Origin of the sequence: Cupriavidus sp. 2TAF22 (assembly GCF_052115045.1) — a bacterium.
Lineage (GTDB): Bacteria > Pseudomonadota > Gammaproteobacteria > Burkholderiales > Burkholderiaceae > Cupriavidus.
In genome coordinates, this window is record NZ_JBFRFX010000072.1 from 1 (window position 1) to 24145 (window position 24145).

18 protein-coding genes, 1 tRNA gene and 2 pseudogenes are annotated in these 24145 nt (G+C 63.7%); all 21 read right to left on the minus strand.

Annotated features, from left to right (window positions below; all coding sequences use genetic code 11):
* Positions 1-3 precede the first annotated feature (3 nt).
* On the minus strand, positions 4-1194 hold the full coding sequence (gene tuf / locus AB4Z48_RS38510; protein WP_441623861.1) for an elongation factor Tu: 1191 nt from the start codon (positions 1192-1194) through the stop codon (positions 4-6).
* Positions 1183-3147: pseudogene (gene fusA / locus AB4Z48_RS38515) on the minus strand (elongation factor G); the annotation flags it as partial. The gene tuf (AB4Z48_RS38510) and the pseudogene fusA, both read right to left, overlap by 12 nt.
* Positions 3148-3264: 117 nt before the next feature.
* Positions 3265-3735, minus strand: coding sequence for a 30S ribosomal protein S7 (gene rpsG / locus AB4Z48_RS38520; protein ID WP_017224519.1), 471 nt, complete (start codon positions 3733-3735; stop codon positions 3265-3267).
* A gap of 228 nt (positions 3736-3963) precedes the next feature.
* Positions 3964-4341, minus strand: coding sequence for a 30S ribosomal protein S12 (rpsL, locus tag AB4Z48_RS38525; RefSeq protein ID WP_006162330.1), 378 nt, complete (start codon positions 4339-4341; stop codon positions 3964-3966).
* Positions 4342-4687: 346 nt separating this feature from the next.
* A complete protein-coding gene (gene recQ, locus AB4Z48_RS38530) occupies positions 4688-6541 on the minus strand; it encodes a DNA helicase RecQ (RefSeq protein WP_441623837.1) in 1854 nt (617 codons plus the stop codon).
* 167 nt (positions 6542-6708) lie between these two features.
* Positions 6709-7491, minus strand: coding sequence for a 3-oxoadipate enol-lactonase (gene pcaD / locus AB4Z48_RS38535; protein ID WP_441623838.1), 783 nt, complete (start codon positions 7489-7491; stop codon positions 6709-6711).
* Between the two features lie 88 nt (positions 7492-7579).
* On the minus strand, positions 7580-7864 hold the full coding sequence (gene catC, locus AB4Z48_RS38540; protein WP_441623840.1) for a muconolactone Delta-isomerase: 285 nt from the start codon (positions 7862-7864) through the stop codon (positions 7580-7582).
* Between the two features lie 52 nt (positions 7865-7916).
* Positions 7917-8963 (minus strand): cyclase family protein, encoded by a 1047-nt coding sequence (locus tag AB4Z48_RS38545; protein WP_441623842.1) that lies wholly within the window; start codon positions 8961-8963, stop codon positions 7917-7919.
* A gap of 91 nt (positions 8964-9054) precedes the next feature.
* Positions 9055-9351, minus strand: coding sequence for a YciI family protein (locus AB4Z48_RS38550; RefSeq protein ID WP_441623844.1), 297 nt, complete (start codon positions 9349-9351; stop codon positions 9055-9057).
* Between the two features lie 65 nt (positions 9352-9416).
* Positions 9417-10760, minus strand: a complete 1344-nt coding sequence (locus AB4Z48_RS38555) for a short-chain fatty acid transporter (RefSeq protein WP_441623846.1) — start codon at positions 10758-10760, stop codon at positions 9417-9419.
* Positions 10757-10960, minus strand: coding sequence for a hypothetical protein (locus tag AB4Z48_RS38560; RefSeq protein ID WP_441623847.1), 204 nt, complete (start codon positions 10958-10960; stop codon positions 10757-10759). Before AB4Z48_RS38560 ends, AB4Z48_RS38555 begins: the two co-directional genes overlap by 4 nt.
* Positions 10961-11175: 215 nt before the next feature.
* Positions 11176-15420, minus strand: a complete 4245-nt coding sequence (rpoC, locus tag AB4Z48_RS38565; protein ID WP_441623849.1) for a DNA-directed RNA polymerase subunit beta' — start codon at positions 15418-15420, stop codon at positions 11176-11178.
* Between the two features lie 123 nt (positions 15421-15543).
* Positions 15544-19650 (minus strand): DNA-directed RNA polymerase subunit beta, encoded by a 4107-nt coding sequence (gene rpoB / locus AB4Z48_RS38570; protein WP_441623851.1) that lies wholly within the window; start codon positions 19648-19650, stop codon positions 15544-15546.
* Between the two features lie 437 nt (positions 19651-20087).
* Complete coding sequence (gene rplL, locus AB4Z48_RS38575) at positions 20088-20459, minus strand: 50S ribosomal protein L7/L12 (RefSeq protein ID WP_441623853.1); 372 nt, start codon at positions 20457-20459, stop codon at positions 20088-20090.
* 75 nt (positions 20460-20534) lie between these two features.
* Complete coding sequence (gene rplJ, locus AB4Z48_RS38580; RefSeq protein WP_006162335.1) at positions 20535-21083, minus strand: 50S ribosomal protein L10; 549 nt, start codon at positions 21081-21083, stop codon at positions 20535-20537.
* A 432-nt stretch (positions 21084-21515) separates the two neighbouring features.
* Entirely contained in the window at positions 21516-22211 is a 696-nt protein-coding gene (gene rplA / locus AB4Z48_RS38585; protein ID WP_441623855.1) for a 50S ribosomal protein L1, read from the minus strand.
* Positions 22212-22643 carry a 50S ribosomal protein L11 gene (gene rplK / locus AB4Z48_RS38590; protein ID WP_006162338.1) on the minus strand — a complete coding sequence of 144 codons (432 nt, stop codon included), beginning with the start codon at positions 22641-22643 and terminating at the stop codon, positions 22212-22214.
* A 164-nt stretch (positions 22644-22807) separates the two neighbouring features.
* Positions 22808-23389, minus strand: coding sequence for a transcription termination/antitermination protein NusG (gene nusG / locus AB4Z48_RS38595; protein WP_441623857.1), 582 nt, complete (start codon positions 23387-23389; stop codon positions 22808-22810).
* 10 nt (positions 23390-23399) lie between these two features.
* The gene (secE, locus tag AB4Z48_RS38600; RefSeq protein ID WP_441623859.1) at positions 23400-23780 is read right to left on the minus strand and encodes a preprotein translocase subunit SecE; all 381 of its coding nucleotides are present in this window, start codon (positions 23778-23780) and stop codon (positions 23400-23402) included.
* A gap of 59 nt (positions 23781-23839) precedes the next feature.
* A tRNA-Trp gene (locus tag AB4Z48_RS38605) sits at positions 23840-23915 on the minus strand.
* A gap of 84 nt (positions 23916-23999) precedes the next feature.
* Positions 24000-24145: pseudogene (gene tuf / locus AB4Z48_RS38610) on the minus strand (elongation factor Tu); the annotation flags it as partial.

Below are 24145 nucleotides of genomic sequence, written 5' to 3' on the forward strand. Positions count from 1 at the left end.
TTATCAGTCGAGGATCTTTGCCACGACGCCGGCGCCGACGGTACGACCGCCTTCACGGATGGCGAAACGCAGGCCTTCTTCCATGGCGATCGGGGCGATCAGCTTGACGGTGATCGACACGTTGTCGCCGGGCATGACCATTTCCTTGTCCTTCGGCAGCTCGATCGAGCCAGTCACGTCGGTCGTACGGAAATAGAATTGCGGACGGTAGTTGTTGAAGAACGGGGTGTGACGGCCGCCTTCGTCCTTCGACAAGATGTAGACCTCGCCGGTGAAGTGCGTGTGCGGCTTGATCGAACCCGGCTTGCACAGCACTTGGCCGCGCTCGACGTCTTCGCGCTTCGTGCCGCGCAGCAGCAGACCCACGTTGTCGCCGGCTTGACCTTGGTCCAGCAGCTTGCGGAACATTTCCACGCCGGTGCAGATGGTCTTGACCGTCGGCTTGATACCGACGATTTCGATTTCTTCACCGACCTTGATGATGCCGCGCTCGATACGACCGGTCACAACCGTGCCACGGCCCGAGATCGAGAACACGTCTTCCACCGGCATCAGGAAGGTACCGTCGATGGCACGTTCCGGCGTCGGGATGTAGGTGTCCAGCGCGTCGGCCAGGCTCAGAATCGCCACTTCGCCCAGCTCGCCCTTGTCGCCTTCGAGTGCCAGCTTGGCYGAACCCTTGATGATCGGGGTGTCGTCGCCGGGGAACTCGTACTTCGAGAGCAGTTCGCGCACTTCCATTTCGACCAGCTCGAGCAGCTCGGCGTCGTCGACCATGTCGCACTTGTTCAGGAACACGATGATGTAAGGCACGCCAACCTGGCGGGCCAGCAGGATGTGCTCGCGGGTCTGGGGCATGGGGCCGTCGGCGGCCGAGCACACCAGGATCGCGCCGTCCATCTGCGCTGCGCCCGTGATCATGTTCTTCACATAGTCAGCGTGGCCCGGGCAGTCAACGTGGGCGTAGTGGCGGTTAGCCGTTTCGTACTCGACGTGGGCGGTATTGATGGTAATACCGCGTGCCTTCTCTTCCGGCGCTGCGTCGATTTCGTCGTACTTCTTGGCCGAGCCGCCAAACTTTGCTGCCAGCACCGTGGCGATCGCTGCCGTCAGCGTGGTCTTGCCATGGTCAACGTGACCGATCGTACCAACGTTCACGTGCGGCTTGGTCCGCTCGAACTTTTCCTTTGCCATTTTCTTGCTGCCGCCCACCATGTCGTCCATGCCCTGCACGATGCCGCGGCGGGACGACAAGTCGCCCATCACGGTACCCGTGTAGTCTTCCGGCGTTTCCACTTCCACGGCCATCATCGGCTCGAGCAGAACCGGGCTGGCCTTGCGCATGGCGTCCTTGAAAGCCATCGAGCCGGCCATGCGGAACGCGTTTTCGTTCGAGTCCACGTCGTGGTACGAACCGAAGGTCAGCGTGACCTTCACGTCCACCACAGGGAAGCCAGCCAGGATACCGGCCGGCAGCGTGTCGACGATACCCTTCTCGACCGCCGGGATGTATTCGCGAGGAATCACACCGCCCTTGATGGCGTCGATGAACTCGAAGCCCTTGCCCGGCTCTTGCGGTTCCAGCGTGATCACAGCGTGACCGTACTGGCCGCGGCCGCCCGACTGCTTGACGAACTTGCCTTCGACGTCTTCGGCCTTCTTGCGAATGGTTTCGCGGTAGGCCACCTGCGGCGCGCCGATGTTGGCTTCCACACCGAATTCGCGCTTCATGCGGTCGACCAGAATTTCGAGGTGGAGCTCGCCCATGCCCGAAATGATGGTCTGACCCGATTCTTCATCGGTACGCACGCGGAACGACGGATCTTCAGCGGCCAGGCGGTTCAGGGCGATGCCCATCTTTTCCTGGTCAGCCTTGGTCTTCGGCTCGACAGCCTGCGAGATCACCGGCTCCGGGAACACCATGCGCTCGAGCACGATCGGGGCAGCCGGATCGCACAGCGTATCGCCCGTGGTGGCATCCTTCAGGCCCACCGCAGCAGCGATGTCGCCGGCCAGCACTTCCTTGATTTCTTCGCGCTGGTTGGCGTRCATCTGCAGAATACGGCCCAGACGCTCCTTCTTCTGCTTCACCGGGTTGTACACGGTGTCGCCCGAATTGATCTTGCCCGAATACACGCGGAAGAAGATCAGTTGGCCGACGAACGGGTCGGTCATGATCTTGAACGCCAGCGCCGAGAACTTCTCGCTGTCGTCAGCCTTGCGCTCGAGCTTCTTCTCGTCGTTGCTTTCGTCCACGCCCTTGACCGGCGGGATATCGACCGGCGACGGCAGGAAGTCGATCACGGCGTCGAGCATACGCTGCACGCCCTTGTTCTTGAACGCGGTGCCGCACAGCATCGGCTGGATTTCGCAGGCGATGGTACGGTCACGCAACGCCTTGACGATCTCGGCGCGGGTCAGCTCTTCGCCGCCCAGGTACTTTTCCATCAGCTCTTCGCTGGCTTCGGCGGCGGACTCGACCATCTTCTCGCGCCATTCTTCAGCGGTGGCTTGCAGCTCAGCCGGGATGTCCTGGTATTCGAACTTCACGCCTTGGCTGGCTTCGTCCCAAACGATCGCCTTCATTTCCAGCAGATCGACGACGCCCTGGAAGCCGTCTTCAGCGCCGATCGGCACCACGACGGGCACCGGGTTGGCCTTCAGGCGGGTCTTCAGCTGGTCGTAGACCTTGAAGAAGTTCGCGCCGGTACGGTCCATCTTGTTGACGAATGCCAGACGCGGCACGCCGTACTTGTTGGCCTGACGCCAGACGGTTTCCGACTGCGGCTGCACGCCACCCACTGCGCAGTACACCATGCACGCGCCGTCCAGCACGCGCATGGAGCGCTCCACCTCGATGGTGAAGTCCACGTGGCCCGGGGTGTCGATGATGTTGAAGCGGTGTTCGGGGTAGTTGCCCGCCATGCCCTTCCAGAAGGCGGTGGTGGCAGCGGAGGTGATGGTGATGCCACGCTCCTGCTCCTGCTCCATCCAGTCCATGGTGGCTGCGCCATCATGCACTTCACCGATCTTGTGGTTCACACCGGTGTAGAACAGGATACGTTCGGTCGTGGTGGTTTTACCCGCGTCAATGTGAGCCGAGATACCGATGTTGCGGTAGCGCTCAATGGGAGTCTTACGAGCCACTTTAATCCTCTATTCGTCCGTGAGGCGCCGACATCTCATTGCCAGCACCCGTAACACAAACGGGCGAGCGTGTCATGACACAGCCCGCCCGGCAACCAACGACGTAACCCGCGCGCTTTAGAAGCGGAAGTGCGAGAACGCCTTGTTGGCTTCGGCCATGCGGTGCACTTCGTCGCGCTTCTTCATTGCGCCGCCGCGGCCTTCCGATGCTTCCAGCAGCTCACCTGCCAGGCGCAGCGCCATCGACTTCTCGCTGCGTTTTTTCGCGGCCTCGCGCAGCCAACGCATCGCCAATGCCAAACGACGCGACGGACGGACTTCGACCGGAACCTGATAGTTGGCGCCGCCCACGCGACGGCTCTTCACTTCGACCACCGGCTTCACGTTGTTGATGGCAACGGAAAACACTTCGACGGGGGCCTTGCCTGCCTTCTTCTCGATCTGGTCGAACGCGCCGTAGACGATACGTTCGGCAACCGACTTCTTGCCGTCCAGCATCAGCACGTTCATGAACTTGGCAACTTCAACGTTACCGAACTTCGGATCAGGCAGAATTTCCCGCTTGGGGACTTCACGACGACGTGGCATCTTTTTTCCTTTAGATTCAGTTGAGAGCGCGGCACAAATTTCCCGCTCTCCGGCCACCAACTAGCTTGCCTTTCCATTCAGGCAAATTCGCCGGGTGACCACTTACTCGACGGCACGGCGCGAAAAACGCTCCGTTGTACCGCCGCCTGGTGACAGCACCATGACGCAATCGCCACAGGCCATCGGTTGTTGCTTCGGGCTGTTCGCCCTGCTTGCCTGGCGTTAGCCTCAGGCAGCCTTCGGACGCTTCGCGCCGTACTTCGAACGAGCCTGGCGGCGATCCTTCACGCCTTGCAGGTCGAGCGAGCCACGGACGATGTGGTAACGCACACCCGGCAAGTCCTTCACACGGCCGCCGCGGATCAGCACGACCGAGTGTTCTTGCAGGTTGTGGCCTTCACCGCCGATGTACGAGATAACCTCGAAACCGTTGGTCAGGCGCACCTTGGCGACCTTACGCAGTGCCGAGTTCGGCTTCTTCGGCGTCGTGGTGTACACACGGGTGCACACGCCGCGACGCTGGGGGCAGTTCTCAAGCGCCGGGCTCTTGCTCTTGACGACTTCAGAGACGCGCGGCTTGCGAACCAGTTGGTTGATAGTTGGCATTGTTCAATCCAGCTTGGTTTTACGGAAAAACACCCCTCCGCCACAAGCAATGGGCCGGAAGGGCAACGACGGGTTTTGGGCGGGAAAAGTGAGCGGGCGCTCTTGAGACGGGACCTGTGGAAGTACAGACGGCCAAAGAGCGCGAGCTCGCCAGGGATCCCACTGCGACCACACCGCCGGGAACATCGTTGATCCCCCGGCAGGCTTGCCGATTGCGAACCGAAGGCCACAAATCCGACAGGCGAGCGAAATCCAAAGCCAAAAACTCGAATCTGACATGCTAGCAGGGGATCCGTAAACGGTCAAGCCGCTTTCGTATACGTATACCTTGGCGCCGCCTGCCCTGCTAGACCGAGCCCAGCGCCTCCAGGAGGGCGTCGCCATAGCGCTCGAGCTTGGCCGCGCCGATGCCGGGCACCTCGGCCAGCGCGACCAGCGAGTCCGGCGCGCTGCGCGCCAGTTCGGCCAGCGTGGCGTCGTGGAAGATCACATAGGCCGGCACGCCATGTTCGCGCGCGGTCTCGGTGCGCCACTTGCGCAGCGCCTCCCAGTTGGCGAGCGCATCGGCATCCATGTCCGCGGTGTGGTCGGTGCGCGTGCCGCCGCCGCGCGCGGCGCGCTCGCCGCTGCGGCCAGGCTTGCTGGCCTGCCGGCGCAGCGTGATCTGCATCTCGCCCTTGAGCACGGCGCGGGCAGACTCGCCCAGCAGCAGCGCGCCATGCCCGCCGTGGTCGATCACCAGCAGGCCGTGGGCGATCAGCTGGCGGAAGACCGCGTGCCATTCCGAGACCGTGCGCTCGGCGCCGATGCCGAACGTCGACACCTTGTCATGCCCCCACTGGCGCACTTTCTCGGATGCGTTGCCGCGCAGCACGTCGACCAGGTGGGTCGCGCCGAAATGCACGCGGCTGGCCTGCGCCGTGCGATAGACGCAGGACAGCGCCATCTGCGCCTCGCGCGTGCCGTCCCAGGTTGCGGGCGGCTCCAGGCAGGTGTCGCAGTTGCCGCATGGCTCGCTGGCCTCGTCGAAGTACGCCAGGATGCGCACGCGCCGGCAGCCCGCGGTTTCGCATAGTCCCAGCAGGGCATCGAGCTTGGCCGAGGAGACGCGCTTGTGGGCCTCGTCGGCCTCCGACTCGTCGATCATGCGCTTTTGCTGGACCACGTCGCCCAGGCCATAGGCCATCCACGCGCTGGCGGGCAGCCCGTCGCGGCCGGCGCGCCCGGTTTCCTGGTAGTAGCCTTCCATGCTCTTGGGCAGGTCCAGGTGGGCGACGAAGCGCACGTCGGGCTTGTCGATGCCCATGCCGAAGGCGATGGTGGCGACCATGATCACGCCCTCTTCCTCGCGGAAACGGGCCTGGTGATGCTGGCGCACGCCAGCGTCCATGCCGGCGTGGTATGCCAGCGCGTTGAGACCGTGACTGCTCAGCCAGCTGGCCGTGTCCTCGACCTTCTTGCGCGACAGGCAGTAGACGATGCCGCTGTCGTGGGTGCCGTCCGCCGCCAGATGCTCGGCCTTGATAAAGGACAGCAGCTGCTGGCGCGCGTTGTCCTTCTCGACGATGCGGTAGCGGATATTGGGGCGGTCGAAGCTGGAGACGAAGACGCGCGCGTCATGCAGCGCCAGGCGCTCGACGATTTCCTCGCGCGTGACCGAGTCCGCGGTGGCGGTGAGCGCGATGCGCGGCACGTACGGAAAGCGCTCGTGCAGCACCGACAACTGGATATATTCCGGGCGGAAATCATGCCCCCACTGCGACACGCAGTGCGCCTCGTCGATGGCGAATACGCCGATACGGGTACGCTCGAGCAGGTCCTGGAAGCGCGGCGTCATCAGCCGCTCGGGCGCCACATAGAGGATCTCGAGGCGGCCGGCGAGCAGGTCGCGCTCCACCGCGGCGGCCTCGGCCCCGCTGAGTGTCGAGTTCAGCACGGCAGCGCGCACGCCCGCCTCGGACAACGCGGCGACCTGGTCCTGCATCAGCGCGATCAGCGGCGACACCACGATGCCGGTGCCCTGCCCCGCGCGCTGCCGCAGCAGTGCGGGAATCTGGTAGCACAGCGACTTGCCGCCGCCGGTCGGCATCAGTACCAGGCAGTCGCCGCCCTCGGCCACATGGTCGATGATCTCGGCCTGCCGGCCGCGGAAGGCGTGGTACCCGAATACATCCTTGAGAATCGCCAGCGCGCGCGACATAGGGAAACGAAAGCGGTGAAGCCAGAAAAGCCCCGGCTAGCCGGGAAAGGCGTAACCATACCACTAAGGGCACGGTACAAACGTTTCCGACCGTTGCGCATTCGCGCGGATGGCCGCGGGGAGACGGCGGGGGCAGCGGCAAGCCTGCCGGCCCGCCTCCCGCCGCATCAGCCCTGCAGGAAATCCAGCACGGCCCTGGTGAACGGCTCGGCCTGCTCCAGGTTGGACAGGTGCGCCGCCGGCTCCAGCTCGACATAGCGCGCACCGGGGATGGCCTGCGCCAGGAAGGCGCCATCGCGCGGCGGCGTGGGCAGGTCGTTGGCACCGGCGATCACCAGCGTCGGGCGCGCGATGGCCTGGATGGCCTCGCGCAGGTCCGAATCGCGCACCGCGCGGCAGTTGGCGGCGTAGCCGGCCGCGTCGGTCGCGCCCAGCATGGCCTGCAGCGACGCCACCAGCGCGGGCTGCTGCGCGGCAAACCCGGGGGTGAGCCATTTATCGACGACCGCCGCGGCGATCGACGCCACGCCGTCGCGCTCGACCGCCGCCGCGCGGTTGGTCCAGTTCTCCGGCGGGCCGATGTAGGCCGCCGTATTGCACAGCACCAGGCGGTCGATGCGCTGCGGCTGGTGCACGCCCAGCCACATGCCGGTGATGCCGCCCATCGACAGGCCGCAGAAATGCGCGCGCTCGATCTGCAGGTGGTCCAGCAGGCCGGTCACATCCTGGCCCAGTTGCGCGATGGTGTAAGGCCCGGGCGTGACCGAGGACGCGCCATGGCCGCGCGTGTCATAGCGCAACAGGCGGTAGCGCTGCGAGAACGCCGCCACCTGTGGCTGCCACATGTCGAGACTGGTGCCGAGCGAGTTGGACAGGACGAGCACCGGCAGGCTGGCATCGCCGTCGAGGCGATAGTGCAGGCGGACGTCGGAAAGATCTGCGTGGGGCATGGTGCGGAACTCCGGTGGATCGATGGGTTGGAACGGTCGGTCGGCGAATCGGTCGGCGAATCGTCCGGCGGACGGGTGGCGGCGCCGCTCAGTTCTGCGCGATGGCCGAACCGTGCTGCGCCAGCGCCGTTACCGAAATGTCCATGTATGGGTAGAGCGGCAGCGAAGTCAGCAGCGTGTGCAGCTCGTCGTTGTCCCTGACGTCGAAGATGCTGACATTGGCATACTGGCCGGCCACGCGCCACAGGTGGCGCCACTTGCCCTCGCGCTGCAGCTTCTGCGACAGCGCCTTCTCGTCCTGCTTGAGCTGCTCGACGAATTGCGGATCGAGCGAATGCGGGATGCGGACGGTCATTTCGGCCATGAACAACATGAATATCTCCTGAGCTTTGCGGGAAGTGGTATTTCGTTCGACGAATGCAGGGTCACACCGTGGCGACCGGCGTCAGCGGCGAGCCGAGCGCGCCCGGCAACCGCAGCGGCGGCGCGCTGAGGAAGAAGCGCGTGCGGCCGTTGGCGCGCAGCCATGCCGCCAGCTCGCGCAGGTACCACAGCTCGCCCAGCGGCAGGCCGAGCTTGAACAGGCAATGGTGGTGCAGGGGAAGTGCCGGCGCGGTGCCGCTGGCCGGGCGCGCGGGAAAGCGCTCCACGGCATAGTTGTCGGCCGCCAGCGCGGCGATGCCGCTGTCGGTGATCCACTGCAGCAGGCGCTCGTCGCGCCCGTCGAGCGCGACGCAGCTATGGTGCAGGCGCTCGGCGTCGGGGGTGCCGTTCATTTCGAGCACCATCTCGGCAAAACCGGTGCGCAGCACCAGGATGTCGCCCTCACCGATCTCCACGTGGTCGGCCTCGATCACGCGCATGAGGGCGTCGTAGCCGAGGGTGGCGAACTCGCGCCCGTGGTATTCGGCCAGGTCCAGCAGCACGCCGCGGCCCTGGACGCCGTGCTCGGCAAAGCGTTCGATGCCCAGCGCGTGCGCATGGCTGTGGTCGTGGCCGCATGCGTGGGCGGCGAAGCCGTCCGCTTCGGCATAGTCGACCGGGCCGACGATGTCCTGGTTCGGGCGGAAGCCGTTGTAGTAGACGCGCTCGGCCACGCCGTCGCCATCGGCGTCGAACAACGCGCCGACATGCGCCAGCGCGTCCCACTGCGTCGAATATTGCAGCGACAGCAGGACCTGGTCGTCGCTGAGCACGTCGACGGCGCTGGCGTCGACCTTGGCCAGCGGGAAGTTGACGTAGGCGACGCCGTCGCGGAAGGTCGGGCGCAGTTGCGGCGGATGGCGCCGCACATTGAGTGCATTGCCGCCGGGCATGTCGAGCGGCAGCGAGAGGCTGAAGGTGTTGCCCGTGCGGATCTCGCGCGCCGCGTCGCGCACCTTGTCCGGGCTGATCAGGTTCAGGCGACCGAGCTGGTCGTCAGGGCCGAAATCGCCCCAGTTGGAGCCGTCCGGCCGGTTCTTCCATCGCATGTTGATCTCGGGTATTGCACCGGCGCGCGCCTGCCAGGGCAGGCCGTCGTGCCGGCGCGCGGGCCGGGTCTGGCGTCGCCCGGACGCAGGTTCAGATGTAGCGCTCGCCGCCCAGATAGGCTTTGCGCCAGCGCGTGATGCGCACCTCGGCGAACAGCCCGGCGGCGGCAAAGGGATCGGCGTCGATGAAGGCCTGCGTGGCTTCGCGTGTTTCCAGGTCGACGATGTAGAAACCGCCGCCGGCATCGCTGCCGTCGTCGTTGAGCTTGGCGCCGCACGCCAGCAGCAGCGCCTTGTTGGCCTCGAGGTATCCGAGGTGGGATGCCCGGTTGGCCTGGCGCACGTGCTGGTGGGCGGGCTTGTCCCAGGTTTCGATCAGGAACGGCATGATGGTCTCCTCTGTCTTGTCTGCTTCGTTGCGAAATGCATCACGATCTACGCCGCGGCAGGCACTCAGCCGATCTGCGTGCCCCACAGCAGCAGGGCGCCGATATACACCAGGCCCACCCAGAACATCATGATCACGGTGTAGCCCATCACGTCCTTCAGGCTGAGCTTGGACAGCGCCAGCGCGGGCAGGATCCAGAACGGCTGCACCAGGTCGTTCCACGCGTTGCCGAGCATCACCGACATCGAGGTCTGGCTGATCGAGCTGCCGATGGCCTTGGCCGCATCGATCATGAACGGGCCCTGGATCACCCAGTGGCCGCCGCCGGACGGCGCGAAGAAGTTGATGACGAAGGAGCTGATCAGGCCCCAGAACGGCAGTGTCTGCGGCGTGGCGATGTCGACAAACACGCGCGAGATCGTGTCCACCAGCCCCGAGCCCGCCATGATGGCCATGATGCCGGCATAGAACGGGTATTGCAGGATGATGCCGGAAATCGTCTTGATGCCTTCGTTGAGCTTGGCCACGTAGTTGACCGGCGTGCCCAGCAGCAGCACCCCGAGGAACAGGATCATGAAGTTGATCAGGTTCAGGTCGAGCGAGCCGCCGGCGCGGAAGTACAGCGCGGCGTAGCCCACGCCGCACAGGCCGATGGCCAGGCTCAGGATGCGGCTGTTGTTGAGCTTCGATGCGATCGTGTTCTCCACGCCCAGGCTGTGCGCGGAACCTTGCGCAGCGTCGTTGCCGCCGGCGGCCTCGGGCTTGATCTCGACCACGTCGGCGGGATTGCGCGGGTGCAGCCAGGCATTGAGCAGCGGCAGGGTCACGATGACCACCAGGCTGGTCAGCAGCATCGGCAGCGAGAAGATGGTCTCGGACAGCGGCACCACGCCCATCGATTTCTCGAGCGGGTGTCCCGGCGTGGAGATCAGCACCGGGATGCTGGCCGACAGGCCCAGCCCGTACATGGTGAAGCCGCTGTATGCGGCGGCGATGATCAGCGGGTAATGCACGCCGCGCACCTTGGTGGCGAGCTTCTTGGCGATGATGCCGCCGATGACCAGGCCGAAGCCCCAGTTCAGGTAGCTGCCGATGCCGCCGACCAGGGTGGCGACGATCACGGCGCCGCGCGGGGTGTGCACAGCGCTGACGATGCGCTCAAGCAGCCGGTCGGTCAGCGGCGCGGTGGCGAGCACATAGCCCATGGCCAGGATCACCGCCATCTGCGTCGTGAACGACAGCAGGTTCCAGAATCCCTTGCCCCAGCTCAGGATCACCGCAGGGGCCGGCTGCCCTTCCACCAGGACCGCCATGGCCATGGTCAACAACGTCAGCGCGATGGCGAAAACGAAAGGATCCGGCAAATACCGGCGCATCAATTCGGTAAAGAAACCTGCGATCTTGCTCACTGCTTGTCCCCACAAGATGATGATTTGTATCGCCTGTCGAACTCCGGTTCTTGCTGCGAACAAAACAGGCGGTTGGCCTGGATGCTAGGAGCATCGCCGGAAGGGGTCAAGTCAATGAGTTGCGTCTTTAATTTCTTAATTCGCAATAATTCGGCAGACTTTCCGACAAATGCTTCGAATTGAACCGCTTTTGCCTGCATCCCGCCGTATCCCGCGGGATTCCCGAAAACGCGCGACAACACCCCGGCCGGGCCGCTGAAAGGCGGGCGAAAGCATGATGAAAGGCTGCCGAAAGACCCCATGCGCGATGCGGGAACGTCGGACGAAAAAAAGCCCGGCTCGAAAGCCGGGCTTTTTCAACATCTGCTGCCTTGCGCTGTGACTCAGCAGGCGGGATGGAACGTGGTCATGGAAATCAGACCGCGTCGCCCTCGCCTTCCGTCGTCGCGGGCACCACCGGCGGCTCGATGAAGAGCGACTGCTCTTCGTCGGAGATCGCCTGGGCGCGTTCGCGCTCGGCCGCCTCGCGCGCCTTGCGGGCGCGGTGGTAGGCCAGGCCGGTACCGGCCGGGATCAGACGGCCGACGATCACGTTTTCCTTCAGACCACGCAGGTCGTCGGTCTTGCCCATGATCGCGGCTTCGGTCAGCACGCGGGTGGTTTCCTGGAACGATGCCGCCGAGATGAAGCTGTCGGTGGACAGCGACGCCTTGGTGATACCGAGCAGCAGGTTTTCGTACGTGGCCGGACGCTTGCCTTCGGCGATCACGCGATCGTTCTCGTCGAGCAGTTCCGAACGCTCCACCTGTTCACCCGGGATGAACTTGGTGTCGCCCACATCTGAGATCTGCACGCGGCGCAGCATCTGGCGCACGATCACTTCGATGTGCTTGTCGTTGATCTTCACGCCCTGCAGACGGTACACGTCCTGCACTTCGTCGACGATGTAGTGCGCCAGTTCCTCGATGCCCTTCAGGCGCAGGATGTCGTGCGGGTCCGCCGGACCTTCCACGATCATTTCGCCCTTGTTCACCACCTGACCATCGTGCACCAGGACCTGCTTTTCCTTGGCGATCAGGAACTCGTGGGCGTTGCCGTCCAGGTCCGTGATCACCAGGCGTTGCTTGCCCTTGGTGTCCTTGCCGAACGAAGTCGTGCCGGTGACTTCCGCCAGCACGGCGGCGTCCTTCGGCGAACGCGCTTCGAACAGTTCGGCCACGCGCGGCAGACCCCCGGTAATGTCGCGGGTCTTCTGCGATTCGGTCGGGATACGTGCAAGCACTTCACCCACGTGCACCTGCTGGCCGTCCTTCACGGTAATCAGCGCGCCGACCTGGAAGCCGATGGTCACGGAGTGGTCCGTGCCCGGGATCTTCACTTCCTGGCCATTCGCGTCGAGCAGCTTCACCTGCGGGCGCAGGCCCTTGGTGGCAGCCGTGCGGCGCTTGGCGTCGATCACCACGAGGGTCGACAGGCCGGTGACTTCGTCCATCTGCTTGGCGACGGTCACGCCTTCTTCGACGTTCTCGAACTTGGTCGTGCCGGTGTACTCCGACACGATCGGGCGCGTCAGTGCGTCCCACGTTGCGAGCTGCGTACCAGCCTTGATGGCCTGGCCGTCCTGCACCAGCAGCGTCGCGCCGTACGGGATCTTGTGGCGCTCGCGCTCGCGGCCGTGGTCGTCGGTGATCAGCGCTTCGCCCGAACGCGAAATGACGATCAGCTCGCCCTTCGCGTTGGTGACGTAACGCATGGTCGCCGTGAAACGCACGGTACCGGTTGCCTTCGCTTCCACGCTCGATGCCACTGCCGCACGCGATGCCGCGCCACCGATGTGGAACGTACGCATGGTCAGCTGCGTGCCCGGTTCGCCGATCGACTGGGCGGCGATCACGCCAACCGCTTCGCCGGAGTTCACCAGCACGCCGCGGCCGAGGTCGCGGCCATAGCACATGCCGCACAGGCCGTAGCGCGTGTCGCACGACAGCGGGGTGCGCACCTTCACTTCGTCCACGCCCAGGGCGTCGATCATGTCGACCAGGTCTTCGTCCAGCAGGGTGCCGGTTTCGATCGCGGTTTCCTGGGTTTCAGGGTTCACCACGTCGCTCACCGTCACACGGCCGAGGATACGGTCGCGCAGGGCTTCGATCACTTCACCGCCTTCGACCAGGGCCTTCATGGCCACGCCGTTGGTGGTGCCGCAATCGTCTTCCACCACCACCAGATCCTGCGTCACGTCGACCAGACGACGGGTCAGGTAACCCGAGTTGGCGGTCTTCAGTGCCGTGTCGGCCAGACCCTTACGGGCGCCGTGGGTGGAGATGAAGTACTGCAGAACGTTCAGGCCTTCACGGAAGTTCGCCGTAATCGGCGTTTCGATGATCGAGCCATCCGGCTTGGCCATCAGGCCCCGCATGCCGGCCAGCTGACGGATCTGCGCAGCGGAACCACGCGCACCCGAGTCGGCCATCATGTAGATCGAGTTGAACGAGTCCTGCTTGACGGTATTGCCGTCGCGGTCGACCACGTCTTCGTGCTGGAGCTGTTCCATCATCGCCTTGCCCACCTGGTCGCCGGCGGCGCCCCAGATGTCCACGACGTTGTTGTAACGCTCCTGGTCGGTCACCAGGCCCGACATGTACTGCTTGTCGTATTCCTTGACCTTGGCTGCCGCGTCGGAAATGATCTTTTCCTTCTGCGGCGGCACCAGCATGTCGTCGATGGCGATCGAGATACCGGCGCGCGTTGCCAGGCGGAAGCCCGACTGCAGCAGCTTGTCGGCGAAGATCACGGTTTCGCGCAGGCCGCACTTGCGGAACGCGGTGTTGATCAGGCGCGAGATTTCCTTCTTCTTCAGCGGCTTGTTCAGCACCGAGAAAGGCAGGCCCTTCGGCAGGATCTCGGACATGATCGCGCGGCCGACCGTGGTGGCCTGCAGCGTGATCTTGGGCGCGAAGCGGGCATCGCCCACGGCGTCCTTGTCCACCAGCTCATACTCGGTGATACGCACGTTCACGCGGGAAGCCAGCTCGACTTCCTTGTTCTCGTAGGCGCGGATCACTTCGCTGATGTCGGCAAACGTCAGGCCTTCGCCCTTGCCATTGATCTTGTCGCGGGTCGTGTAGTACAGACCCAGCACCACGTCTTGCGACGGCACGATCGAGGGGTCGCCGTTGGCCGGGAACAGCACGTTGTTGGAGGCCAGCATCAGGGTGCGGGCTTCCATCTGCGCTTCCAGCGACAGCGGGACGTGCACAGCCATCTGGTCACCGTCGAAGTCGGCGTTGAACGCCGCGCAGACGAGCGGGTGCAGCTGGATGGCCTTGCCTTCGATCAGCACCGGCTCGAACGCCTGGATACCCAGGCGGTGCAGCGTCGGCGCGCGGTTCAGCATGACCGGATGCTCGCGGATCACCTCTTCGAGGATGTCCCACACCACCGCGGTCTGGCTTTCCACTTCCTTCTTCGCCGCCTTGATGGTGGTGGCGATGCCCATCGTTTCCAGCTTGTGGAAAATGAAGGGCTTGAACAGCTCGAGCGCCATCAGCTTGGGCAGGCCGCACTGGTGCAGCTTGAGCGTCGGGCCCACCACGATGACCGAACGGCCCGAGTAGTCGACGCGCTTGCCCAGCAGGTTCTGACGGAAACGGCCGCCCTTGCCCTTGATCATTTCAGCCAGGGACTTCAGCGGACGCTTGTTGGCGCCGGTCATCGCCTTGCCGCGACGGCCGTTGTCCAGCAGCGAGTCGACCGCTTCCTGCAGCATGCGCTTTTCGTTGCGCACGATGATCTCGGGCGCCTTCAGTTCCAGCAGGCGCTTCAGGCGGTTGTTACGGTTGATGACGCGGCGATACAGGTCGTTCAGGTCCGAGGTCGCGAAGCGGCCGCCGTCCAGCGGCACCAGCGGACGCAGCTCGGGCGGCAGCACCGGCAGCACTTCCAGGATCATCCACTCGGGCTTGATGCCTGAGCGCTGGAACGCCTCGAGCACCTTCAGGCGCTTGGCGAACTTCTTGATCTTGGCTTCGGAACCGGTGGCCTGCAGCTCGGCGCGGATCGTTTCGATCTGCTTTTCGATGTCAATGCCACGCAGCAGTTCACGGATGCCTTCGGCGCCCATCATGGCCACGAACTCGCCCTCGCCGTACTCCTCGCACTTGGCGATGTAGTCGTCCTCGGACATGATCTGGCTCTTCTTGAGCGGGGTCATGCCGGGCTCGAGCACCACGAATGCCTCGAAGTACAGCACGCGCTCGATGTCGCGCAGCGTCATGTCGAGCACCATGCCCAGACGCGACGGCAGCGACTTCAGGAACCAGATGTGCGCGGTCGGCGCAGCCAGTTCGATGTGGCCCATGCGCTCGCGGCGCACCTTGGCCAGCGTCACTTCGACGCCGCACTTCTCGCAGATCACGCCACGGTGCTTGAGGCGCTTGTACTTGCCGCACAGGCACTCGTAGTCCTTGATCGGGCCAAAGATCTTGGCGCAGAACAAGCCATCGCGCTCGGGCTTGAACGTGCGGTAGTTGATCGTTTCCGGCTTCTTCACTTCACCGTACGACCACGAACGGATCTTCTCCGGCGAAGCCAGGCCGATCTTGATCGCGTCGAACTGCTCTTCCTGCTGAACCTGCTTAAAGAGATCGAGCAATGCTTTCATTGCAACTCCTTGTTTCGCCGCCAGCCCGACGTCATGTCGGGCCCGCGGCATTCATTCTGTGGGAAATCCGTAGCGGGCAATCGGCGGGAGGCTGGCCGCGACCGGCCTCCCGCGCGCTCTCGATCAGTAGCGATCGAGATCGATGTCGATACCCAGCGAGCGGATTTCCTTCACCAGCACGTTGAACGATTCCGGCATGCCGGCATCGATCGAGTGCTCGCCCTTGACGATGTTCTCGTAGACCTTGGTCCGGCCGTTCACGTCATCGGACTTGACCGTCAGCATTTCCTGCAGCACGTAGGAGGCGCCATAAGCTTCCAGCGCCCACACTTCCATCTCACCGAAACGCTGGCCACCGAACTGCGCCTTACCACCCAGCGGCTGCTGGGTCACCAGCGAGTACGGGCCGGTCGAACGCGCATGCATCTTGTCGTCGACCAAGTGGTGCAGCTTCAGCATGTGCATCACGCCCAGCGTCACCGGACGCTCGAACGCTTCGCCGGTACGGCCGTCGTGCAGCGTGACCTGTTGCTTGGAAGCGGTCAGGCCCATGTCCTTGGCGATCTCTTCCGGGTAAGCCAGGTCCAGCATGCGGCGGATTTCGTCCTCGTGCGCACCGTCGAACACCGGCGTGGCGAACGGCACACCCTTCTTCAGGTTGGTGGCCAGTTCCAGAATTTCGGCGTCGCTCAGGCTGTCGAGGTCTTCCGGCTTGCCGCTCTCGTTGTAGACCTGGGCCAGCAGCTTGCGCAGCTCCTGTGCCTTGGCCTGTGCCTTGAGCATGCTGCCGATACGCAGGCCCAGGCCGCGCGCGGCCCAGCCCAGGTGGGTTTCCAGGATCTGGCCCACGTTCATCCGCGACGGCACGCCGAGCGGGTTCAGCACGATGTCGGCAGGCGTGCCGTCAGCCATGTAGGGCATGTCTTCGATCGGGACGATCTTCGACACCACACCCTTGTTGCCGTGACGGCCGGCCATCTTGTCGCCAGGCTGCAGGCGGCGCTTGACGGCCAGGTACACCTTGACCATCTTGATCACGCCCGGCGGCAGTTCGTCGCCCTGCGTGAGCTTCTTGCGCTTCTCTTCGAAGGCCAGGTCGAACTCGTGGCGCTTCTGCTCGATGGCTTCCTTGACGGCTTCCAGCTGGGCAGCGACTTCCTCGTCGGCCGGGCGGATGTCGAACCAGTGGTACTTGTCCAGGTCGGCCAGGTACTCGTGGGTCAGCTTGGCGCCCTTGGCCAGCTTCTTCGGGCCGCCGTTGACGGTCTTGTCGAGCAGCAGGCGTTCCAGACGCTGGAAGGCGTCGCCTTCCACGATACGCAGCTGGTCGTTCAGGTCCAGGCGGTAGCGCTTGAGTTCGTCGTCGATGATCGACTGGGCGCGCTTGTCGCGCGTCACGCCTTCGCGGGTGAAGACCTGGACGTCGATCACGATGCCGCTCATGCCCGACGGCACGCGCAGCGAGGTGTCCTTCACGTCCGAAGCCTTCTCGCCGAAGATCGCGCGCAGCAGCTTTTCTTCCGGGGTCAGCTGGGTCTCGCCCTTGGGCGTGACCTTGCCGACCAGCACGTCGCCGGCTTCCACTTCGGCACCGATGTAGGTGATGCCGGACTCGTCCAGGCGCGCCAGTTGCGCTTCGGCGAGGTTGGAGATGTCGCGCGTGATTTCTTCCGGTCCCAGCTTGGTGTCGCGGGCGACGACCGACAGTTCCTCGATGTGGATCGAGGTATAGCGGTCTTCGGCGACCACGCGTTCGGAGATCAGGATCGAATCTTCGAAGTTGTAGCCGTTCCACGGCATGAACGCCACCAGCATGTTCTGGCCGAGCGCGAGCTCGCCCAGGTCGGTCGAGGCGCCGTCGGCGATCACGTCGCCGCGGGCGACGAAATCACCGACCTTGACCATCGGACGCTGGTTGATGTTGGTGTTCTGGTTCGAGCGCGTGTACTTGATCAGGTTGTAGATGTCCACGCCGACTTCGCCTGCAACGGCTTCGTCGTCGTTCACACGGATCACGATACGCATCGCATCGACGTAGTCCACCACGCCGCCACGGGTGGCCTGCACGGCGGTACCCGAGTCGACCGCGACGGTACGCTCGATGCCGGTACCCACCAGCGGCTTGTCCGGACGCAGGCAAGGCACGGCCTGACGCTGCATGTTCGCGCCCATCAGTGCACGGTTCGCGTCATCGTGCTCGAGGAACGGCACCAGCGATGCCGCGGCCGAGACGATCTGCGACGGCGCCACGTCGATGTACTGCACGCGGTCCGGCGTGACCATGCGGGTTTCACGCTCGCTGCCTTCACGCGACGACACCAGTTCGTCGATGAGGGTGCCGTCGGCGTCCACCGTCGCGTTGGCCTGCGCCACCACGTACTTGCCTTCCTCGATGGCCGACAGGTAGTCGACCTGGTCGGTCAGCTTGCTGTCGACGACCTTGCGGTACGGCGTTTCCAGGAAGCCGTATTCGTTCAGGCGGGCGTACAGTGCCAGCGAGTTGATCAGGCCGATGTTCGGGCCTTCCGGTGTTTCGATCGGGCACACGCGGCCATAGTGGGTCGGGTGCACGTCGCGGACTTCGAAGCCTGCGCGTTCGCGCGTCAGACCGCCCGGGCCCAGTGCGGAGACACGGCGCTTGTGCGTGATCTCGGACAGCGGGTTGGTCTGGTCCATGAACTGCGACAGCTGCGACGAACCGAAGAACTCGCGGATCGCCGAGGAAATCGGCTTCGAGTTGATCAGGTCGTGCGGCATCAGGTTTTCGGTCTCGGCCTGGCCCAGACGTTCCTTGACGGCGCGCTCCACGCGCGAGAGGCCGGCGCGGAACTGGTTTTCCGCGAGTTCGCCGACGCAACGCACGCGACGATTGCCCAGGTGGTCGATGTCATCGACCTCGCCCTTGCCGTTGCGCAGGTTGACCAGGATCTTGATGGTCTCGAGGATGTCCTCGTCCTGCAGCACCATGCTGCCTTCGCCGCTCGGGCGGCCCAGGCGGCTGTTGACCTTCATGCGGCCAACGCGCGACAGGTCGTACGACTCTTCGCTGTAGAACAGGCGCTGGAACAGGGCTTCCACCGCGTCTTCGGTCGGCGGCTCGCCGGGACGCATCATGCGGTAGATGGCGATACGCGCAGCGGTCTGGTCGGCGGTGTCGTCCACGCGCAGGGTCTGCGACATGTACGGACCCTGGTCCAGGTCGTTGGTGTACAGCGTCTGGATCTGCTTGACGCCGGCTTCGCGCAGGTTCTCCAGGACGGTCTCGGTGAGTTCGTCGTTGGCGTTGGCAATCACCTCGCCGGTGTCCGGGTCGATGATGTTCTTGGCCAGCACGCGGCCCAGCAGGTAGTCTTCCGGCACGCTGATCAGCTTGGTGCCGGCCGAGTCCAGGTCGCGGATGTGCTTGGCGTTGATACGCTTGTCCTTCTCCACCACGACGCGGCCGTTCTTGTCGGCGATGTCGAAGCGCGCGACTTCACCGCGCAGGCGCTCGGGCACGAACTCCATCTGCGCGCCTTCCGACTGCAGCGTGAAGTTGTCGAACACGAAGAAATGCGCGAGGATCTGTTCGGGCGTCAGGCCAATCGACTTCAGCAGGATCGTCACCGGCATCTTGCGGCGGCGGTCGACACGGAAGTACAGGATGTCCTTCGGGTCGAACTCGAAGTCGAGCCACGAACCGCGGTAGGGGATGATACGAGCCGAGAACAACAGCTTGCCCGAGCTGTGGGTCTTGCCCTTGTCGTGTTCGAAGAACACGCCCGGCGAACGGTGGAGCTGCGAGACGATCACGCGCTCGGTACCGTTGATCACGAACGAACCGGTCGACGTCATGAGCGGAATTTCGCCCATGTAGACTTCCTGTTCCTTTACTTCCTTGACCTTGCCCGGGTTTTCGCGATCGTTGATGATCAGGCGCACCTTCGCGCGCAGGGCCGAGTGGAAGGTCAGGCCACGCTGTTGACATTCCTTGACGTCGAACGGCGGGTTGGAAAGATGGTAGGAGACGAACTCCATGCGGGCGAGCCCGTTGTGCGACACAATCGGGAAGATTGCGCTGAATGCCGCTTGCAGGCCCTCTGTTTTGCGACGCGAGGGTGGCGTATCCTCTTGCAGAAACTGAGTGTAGGATTCAATCTGGGTGGCAAGCAGGAAAGGAACCTGGTGAACCGTCGCGCGCTTCGCAAAACTTTTGCGAATGCGCTTCTTTTCGGTGAAGCTGTACGCCATGGGATCTCCGAATCATCGCAGGGGCTGGCTGGACCTGGCGCAGCACCTGAGGTGTTCAGCGACTGGGAGGGGATTTGGCGGTTGGCCGCTACCAACCTCTGGCTGACGGTGTCCGCACGCTGCGAGCCGGCAGCTACGACGCGATGCGCCATGCCGGCCCGGGGGACACCCGACCAAACTTGTCTTCTGCAGTCGGTTCAGAAGACAAACATCAGCAACCACTTAGTGTGCCACTGATGTTTGGCCTCTGCTGAAGCTTAGGCACGAGCCCATGCGTTCAAGCATCGATTGCGCCATTTTCTGACGTCTTGCCTACGGTACTTCGCGGTTCTGGGTGCCGGATAAAACACTCATCGCAGAAGCGCAAAAAGGCTGGCGCCGGGAAACTCCCTTTGCCAGCCCCATTCGCGTGCCGGAAAATGGCACGCGAGCACAGCTTACTTGACTTCGACCTTTGCGCCGGCGTCTTCCAGCTTCTTCTTGGCGTCGGCTGCAGCAGCCTTGTCCACGCCTTCCTTGACAGCCTTCGGTGCGCCGTCGACCAGGTCCTTGGCTTCCTTCAGGCCCAGGCCGGTGATTTCGCGGACAGCCTTAATCACGCCAACCTTGTTCGCGCCGATTTCCGACAGGATAACGTTGAACTCGGTTTGCTCTTCGACAGCGGCAGCGCCAGCGCCCGGGGCAGCAGCCACGGCCATCGAAGCGGCGGACACGCCAAACTTTTCTTCGAACGCCTTGACCAGGTCGTTCAGTTCCATTACGGACATCGCGCCTACGGCTTCGAGGATGTCGTCTTTGCTGATTGCCATTTGGAATACTCCTGCTAAATGTGATTCGGTATCGGTAATGCGATCTTGATGAGCCAGGCTGCGGGGGCTTGCGCCTTAAGCAGCAGCGCCTTCGCTCTCGGCGGCGGCAGCAGCGCCTTCGCCTTCGGCAGGGGCGCCTTCGCTCTTCTTGGCGGACAGGGCGGCCAGCAGACGGGCGAAGCCCGACACCGGTGCCTGCATCACGCCAAGCAGCTGAGCAATCAGTTCGTCACGGCTCGGGATCGAGGCCAGTGCCTTGACGGCAGCAGCATCGAGCACGTTGCCGTCGTACGACGCTGCACGCAGAACCAGCTTGTCGTTGGTCTTGGCAAAGTCGTTCAGAACCTTGGCCGACGACACTGCATCTTCGGAAATACCGTAGATCAGCGGGCCGGTCATTTGCTCTGCGAGGCCGGCAAACGGCGTGCCTTCCACGGCGCGGCGGGCCAGCGTGTTCTTCAGAACGCGCAGGTACACGCCTTGCTCGCGGGCCTTGGCGCGCAGCTTGGTCAGATCGCCAACCGCAATGCCGCGATATTCGGCCACGACGATGGTCTGAGCTTTAGCGACTTGCGCCGAAACCTCAGCAACGACGGCCTTCTTATCTTCAATATTGAGTGGCACGGTTAAGCTCCAAAACGATGCTTGTCCCCCGGATCGTCCGGGGCACGCACATCAGTCCAAACGAACGGCGTCCGATTGGCCCGAATCACCCGGGTCATTGCCCGGATTCTCCAATCCCTCGGGTGCGCCATCTGCGCTGGTGGGGCGGGGGACGTGGCTGCAGGGCCAGAGCCCTGTCGCGTACGTTCCGTCCGATTAAGGCGAGCCGGCCAGACTTCGGCCACGCCCGCCACCAGCGGTCTTTGATAACCAGCGATGCCTGCCGCGCTTGCGCGCCGGCGGGCACCACTGCCCAAAGCCTTGCTCCTTGCTCCGCACAGTGCCTGTTCAGGCCCTGCGCCGGCTTGGAGACGATCCCGGCCTGGGGCCGGGATCTTCAATTCTTTGCGCCGGGCGACGTTATCGGGTCCGCCCGGTGCCTTGCCGCCAGCCTCAGGCCGACAGCGAGCCCTGTTCCACGCGCACGCCAACGCCCATGGTGGACGAAACGGCGATCTTGCGCAGGTACACGCCCTTGCTCGTGGCCGGCTTCGACTTCACCAGCGCTTCGATCAGTGCGCTCAGGTTGCGCTTCAGGTCGGCGTCCTGGAACGAACGACGGCCGATGGTGGCGTGGATGATACCGGCCTTGTCGACGCGGTATTGCACCTGACCAGCCTTGGCGTTCTTCACGGCCTGGGCCACGTCGGGAGTCACCGTGCCAACCTTCGGGTTCGGCATCAGGCCGCGCGGGCCGAGGATCTGACCCAGCGTACCAACGATACGCATCGTGTCCGGCGAGGCGATCACCACGTCGAAGTTCAGGTTACCGGCCTTGACTTGCTCTGCCAGGTCTTCCATGCCGACGATATCGGCACCGGCTGCCTTGGCAGCTTCAGCCTTTTCGCCTTGCGCGAACACAGCCACGCGCACCGACTTGCCGGTACCGGCAGGCAGCACCACGGAACCGCGAACCACCTGGTCCGACTTCTTCGCATCGATGCCGAGCTGGACGGCCACGTCGATCGATTCGTCGAACTTGGCCGATGCGCATCCCTTCACCAGGCCCAGGGCCTCGTCGATCGGGTAGAACTTGGTGCGCTCGATCTTCGCCTTGTTGGCGGCTGCGCGCTTCGAAAGCTTAGCCATTTACAGACCCTCCACGGTGATGCCCATCGAACGAGCCGAGCCAGCGATGGTACGCACGGCAGCGTCCAGATCGGCAGCGGTCAGGTCAGCGTTCTTTGCCTTGGCGATTTCTTCAGCCTGGGCGCGGGTGATCTTGCCGACCTTGTCGGTGTGCGGCTTGGCCGAACCCTTGGTCAGGCCGGCAGCCTTCTTGATCAGCACGGTCGCCGGGGGCGACTTCATCACGAACGTGAAGCTCTTGTCGGCGAAGGCGGTAATCACCACCGGCACCGGCAGGCCGGGTTCCATGCCTTGGGTCTGCGCGTTGAACGCCTTGCAGAACTCCATGATGTTCAGACCGCGCTGACCCAGTGCCGGGCCCACGGGCGGGGAGGGATTTGCCTTACCAGCCGGAATTTGCAGCTTGATAAAGCCAATGATCTTCTTGGCCATCTTTACTCCAATCCGGATCCTTCACTTTTGAAAAGGATCCTGTTGAGTCGTAACGCGCTGTCGCCGTGCCGCTGGCACGACCTCACGCTCCTCTTTGGGCGCGGCCTCTCGACCCGCCCTTTCGCCCGTCGTCTGCCTTGCGGGCCGGCGACGGCCGAAAATCCTTAGACCTTCTCGACCTGGCCGAACTCGAGTTCGACCGGGGTAGCGCGTCCGAAGATCGTGACCGAGACACGCAGGCGCGACTTCTCGTAGTTCACTTCCTCGACATTGCCGTTGAAGTCGGTGAACGGGCCGTCCTTGACGCGCACCATTTCGCCCACTTCGAACAGCGTCTTGGGACGCGGCTTCTCGACCCCTTCCTGCATCTGGGTCATGATCTTGTCGACTTCCTTCTGGGAAATCGGGCTCGGGCGGTTGCGCGCACCGCCCACGAAACCGGTGACCTTGCTGGTGTTCTTCACCAGGTGCCAGGTTTCGTCGGTCATTTCCATCTCGACCAGCACGTAGCCGGGGAAGAAACGGCGCTCGGTAACGGACTTCTGCCCGCCCTTGATCTCGATCACTTCTTCCGACGGCACCAGGATGCGGCCGAACTTGTCCTGCATCTCGGCGCGCTCGATGCGCTCCTGCAGCGCGCGCTGTACGCTCTTTTCCATGCCGGAATAAGCGTGCACCACGTACCAGCGCTTCTTCGACGAAGGCGATTCCGCTGCGGGGACTTCCTGTTGTGCGTTATCCGTCATGTCCTATCCTTCATTTCCAGCCAAGCACGAGCGAAAAGATGACCCACTCGATGAGCTTGTCCGCAGACCACAAGAACACGGCCATGATCACGACGAAGACGAACACCAAGCCCGTCATCTGGCCAGCTTCCTTGCGGGTGGGCCAAACGACCTTGCGGACTTCGCGATAGGATTCCTTGGCGAATCCGATGAAGTCCTTGCCCGGCGCCGAGACCAGCGCGACCACCACGCCCAGTGCGATGCCGCCGAACAGCGCGGCGCCGCGCACATAGGAGGGCTGCTGTGCCAGGGCATAGAAACCGATGACGCCGGCAACCACCAGTAGCACCGCCACGCCCAGCAACAACTTGCCGCTGGAGGCGTTCACGGTTTCAACGTTGGGATTGGCCATGTTTCGCAAACGAGACTAAGCCGCGTCACGATACTCTATCGCGACGCGGCTGATTGAATTGGCAGGGGCAGAGGGAATCGAACCCCCAACCTTCGGTTTTGGAGACCGACGCTCTGCCAGTTGAGCTATACCCCTAAAACAACTTTGGGGTCGGCGCTGGCGCCAACCCCTCTGGCAACGGATACGGCCGGTTGGTGCCGTATCCGCTGATCGACCTTATCAGTCGAGGATCTTTGCCACGACGCCGGCGCCGACGGTACGACCGCCTTCACGGATGGCGAAACGCAGGCCTTCTTCCATGGCGATCGGGGCGATCAGCTTGACGGTGATCGACACGTTGTCGCCGGGCATGACCATTTCCTTGT

Excerpts from the sequence above, each read along its gene's own strand:
- rpsG (WP_017224519.1), bottom strand. The coding sequence starts at position 3,735 with ATGCCACGTCGTCGTGAAGTCCCCAAGCGGGAAATTCTGCCTGATCCG.
- rpsL (WP_006162330.1), bottom strand. The coding sequence starts at position 4,341 with ATGCCAACTATCAACCAACTGGTTCGCAAGCCGCGCGTCTCTGAAGTC.
- recQ (WP_441623837.1), bottom strand. The coding sequence starts at position 6,541 with ATGTCGCGCGCGCTGGCGATTCTCAAGGATGTATTCGGGTACCACGCC.
- pcaD (WP_441623838.1), bottom strand. The coding sequence starts at position 7,491 with ATGCCCCACGCAGATCTTTCCGACGTCCGCCTGCACTATCGCCTCGAC.
- catC (WP_441623840.1), bottom strand. The coding sequence starts at position 7,864 with ATGTTGTTCATGGCCGAAATGACCGTCCGCATCCCGCATTCGCTCGAT.
- AB4Z48_RS38545 (WP_441623842.1), bottom strand. The coding sequence starts at position 8,963 with ATGCGATGGAAGAACCGGCCGGACGGCTCCAACTGGGGCGATTTCGGC.
- AB4Z48_RS38550 (WP_441623844.1), bottom strand. The coding sequence starts at position 9,351 with ATGCCGTTCCTGATCGAAACCTGGGACAAGCCCGCCCACCAGCACGTG.
- AB4Z48_RS38560 (WP_441623847.1), bottom strand. The coding sequence starts at position 10,960 with ATGCAGGCAAAAGCGGTTCAATTCGAAGCATTTGTCGGAAAGTCTGCC.
- rpoC (WP_441623849.1), bottom strand. The coding sequence starts at position 15,420 with ATGAAAGCATTGCTCGATCTCTTTAAGCAGGTTCAGCAGGAAGAGCAG.
- rpoB (WP_441623851.1), bottom strand. The coding sequence starts at position 19,650 with ATGGCGTACAGCTTCACCGAAAAGAAGCGCATTCGCAAAAGTTTTGCG.
- rplL (WP_441623853.1), bottom strand. The coding sequence starts at position 20,459 with ATGGCAATCAGCAAAGACGACATCCTCGAAGCCGTAGGCGCGATGTCC.
- rplA (WP_441623855.1), bottom strand. The coding sequence starts at position 22,211 with ATGGCTAAGCTTTCGAAGCGCGCAGCCGCCAACAAGGCGAAGATCGAG.
- rplK (WP_006162338.1), bottom strand. The coding sequence starts at position 22,643 with ATGGCCAAGAAGATCATTGGCTTTATCAAGCTGCAAATTCCGGCTGGT.
- nusG (WP_441623857.1), bottom strand. The coding sequence starts at position 23,389 with ATGACGGATAACGCACAACAGGAAGTCCCCGCAGCGGAATCGCCTTCG.
- secE (WP_441623859.1), bottom strand. The coding sequence starts at position 23,780 with ATGGCCAATCCCAACGTTGAAACCGTGAACGCCTCCAGCGGCAAGTTG.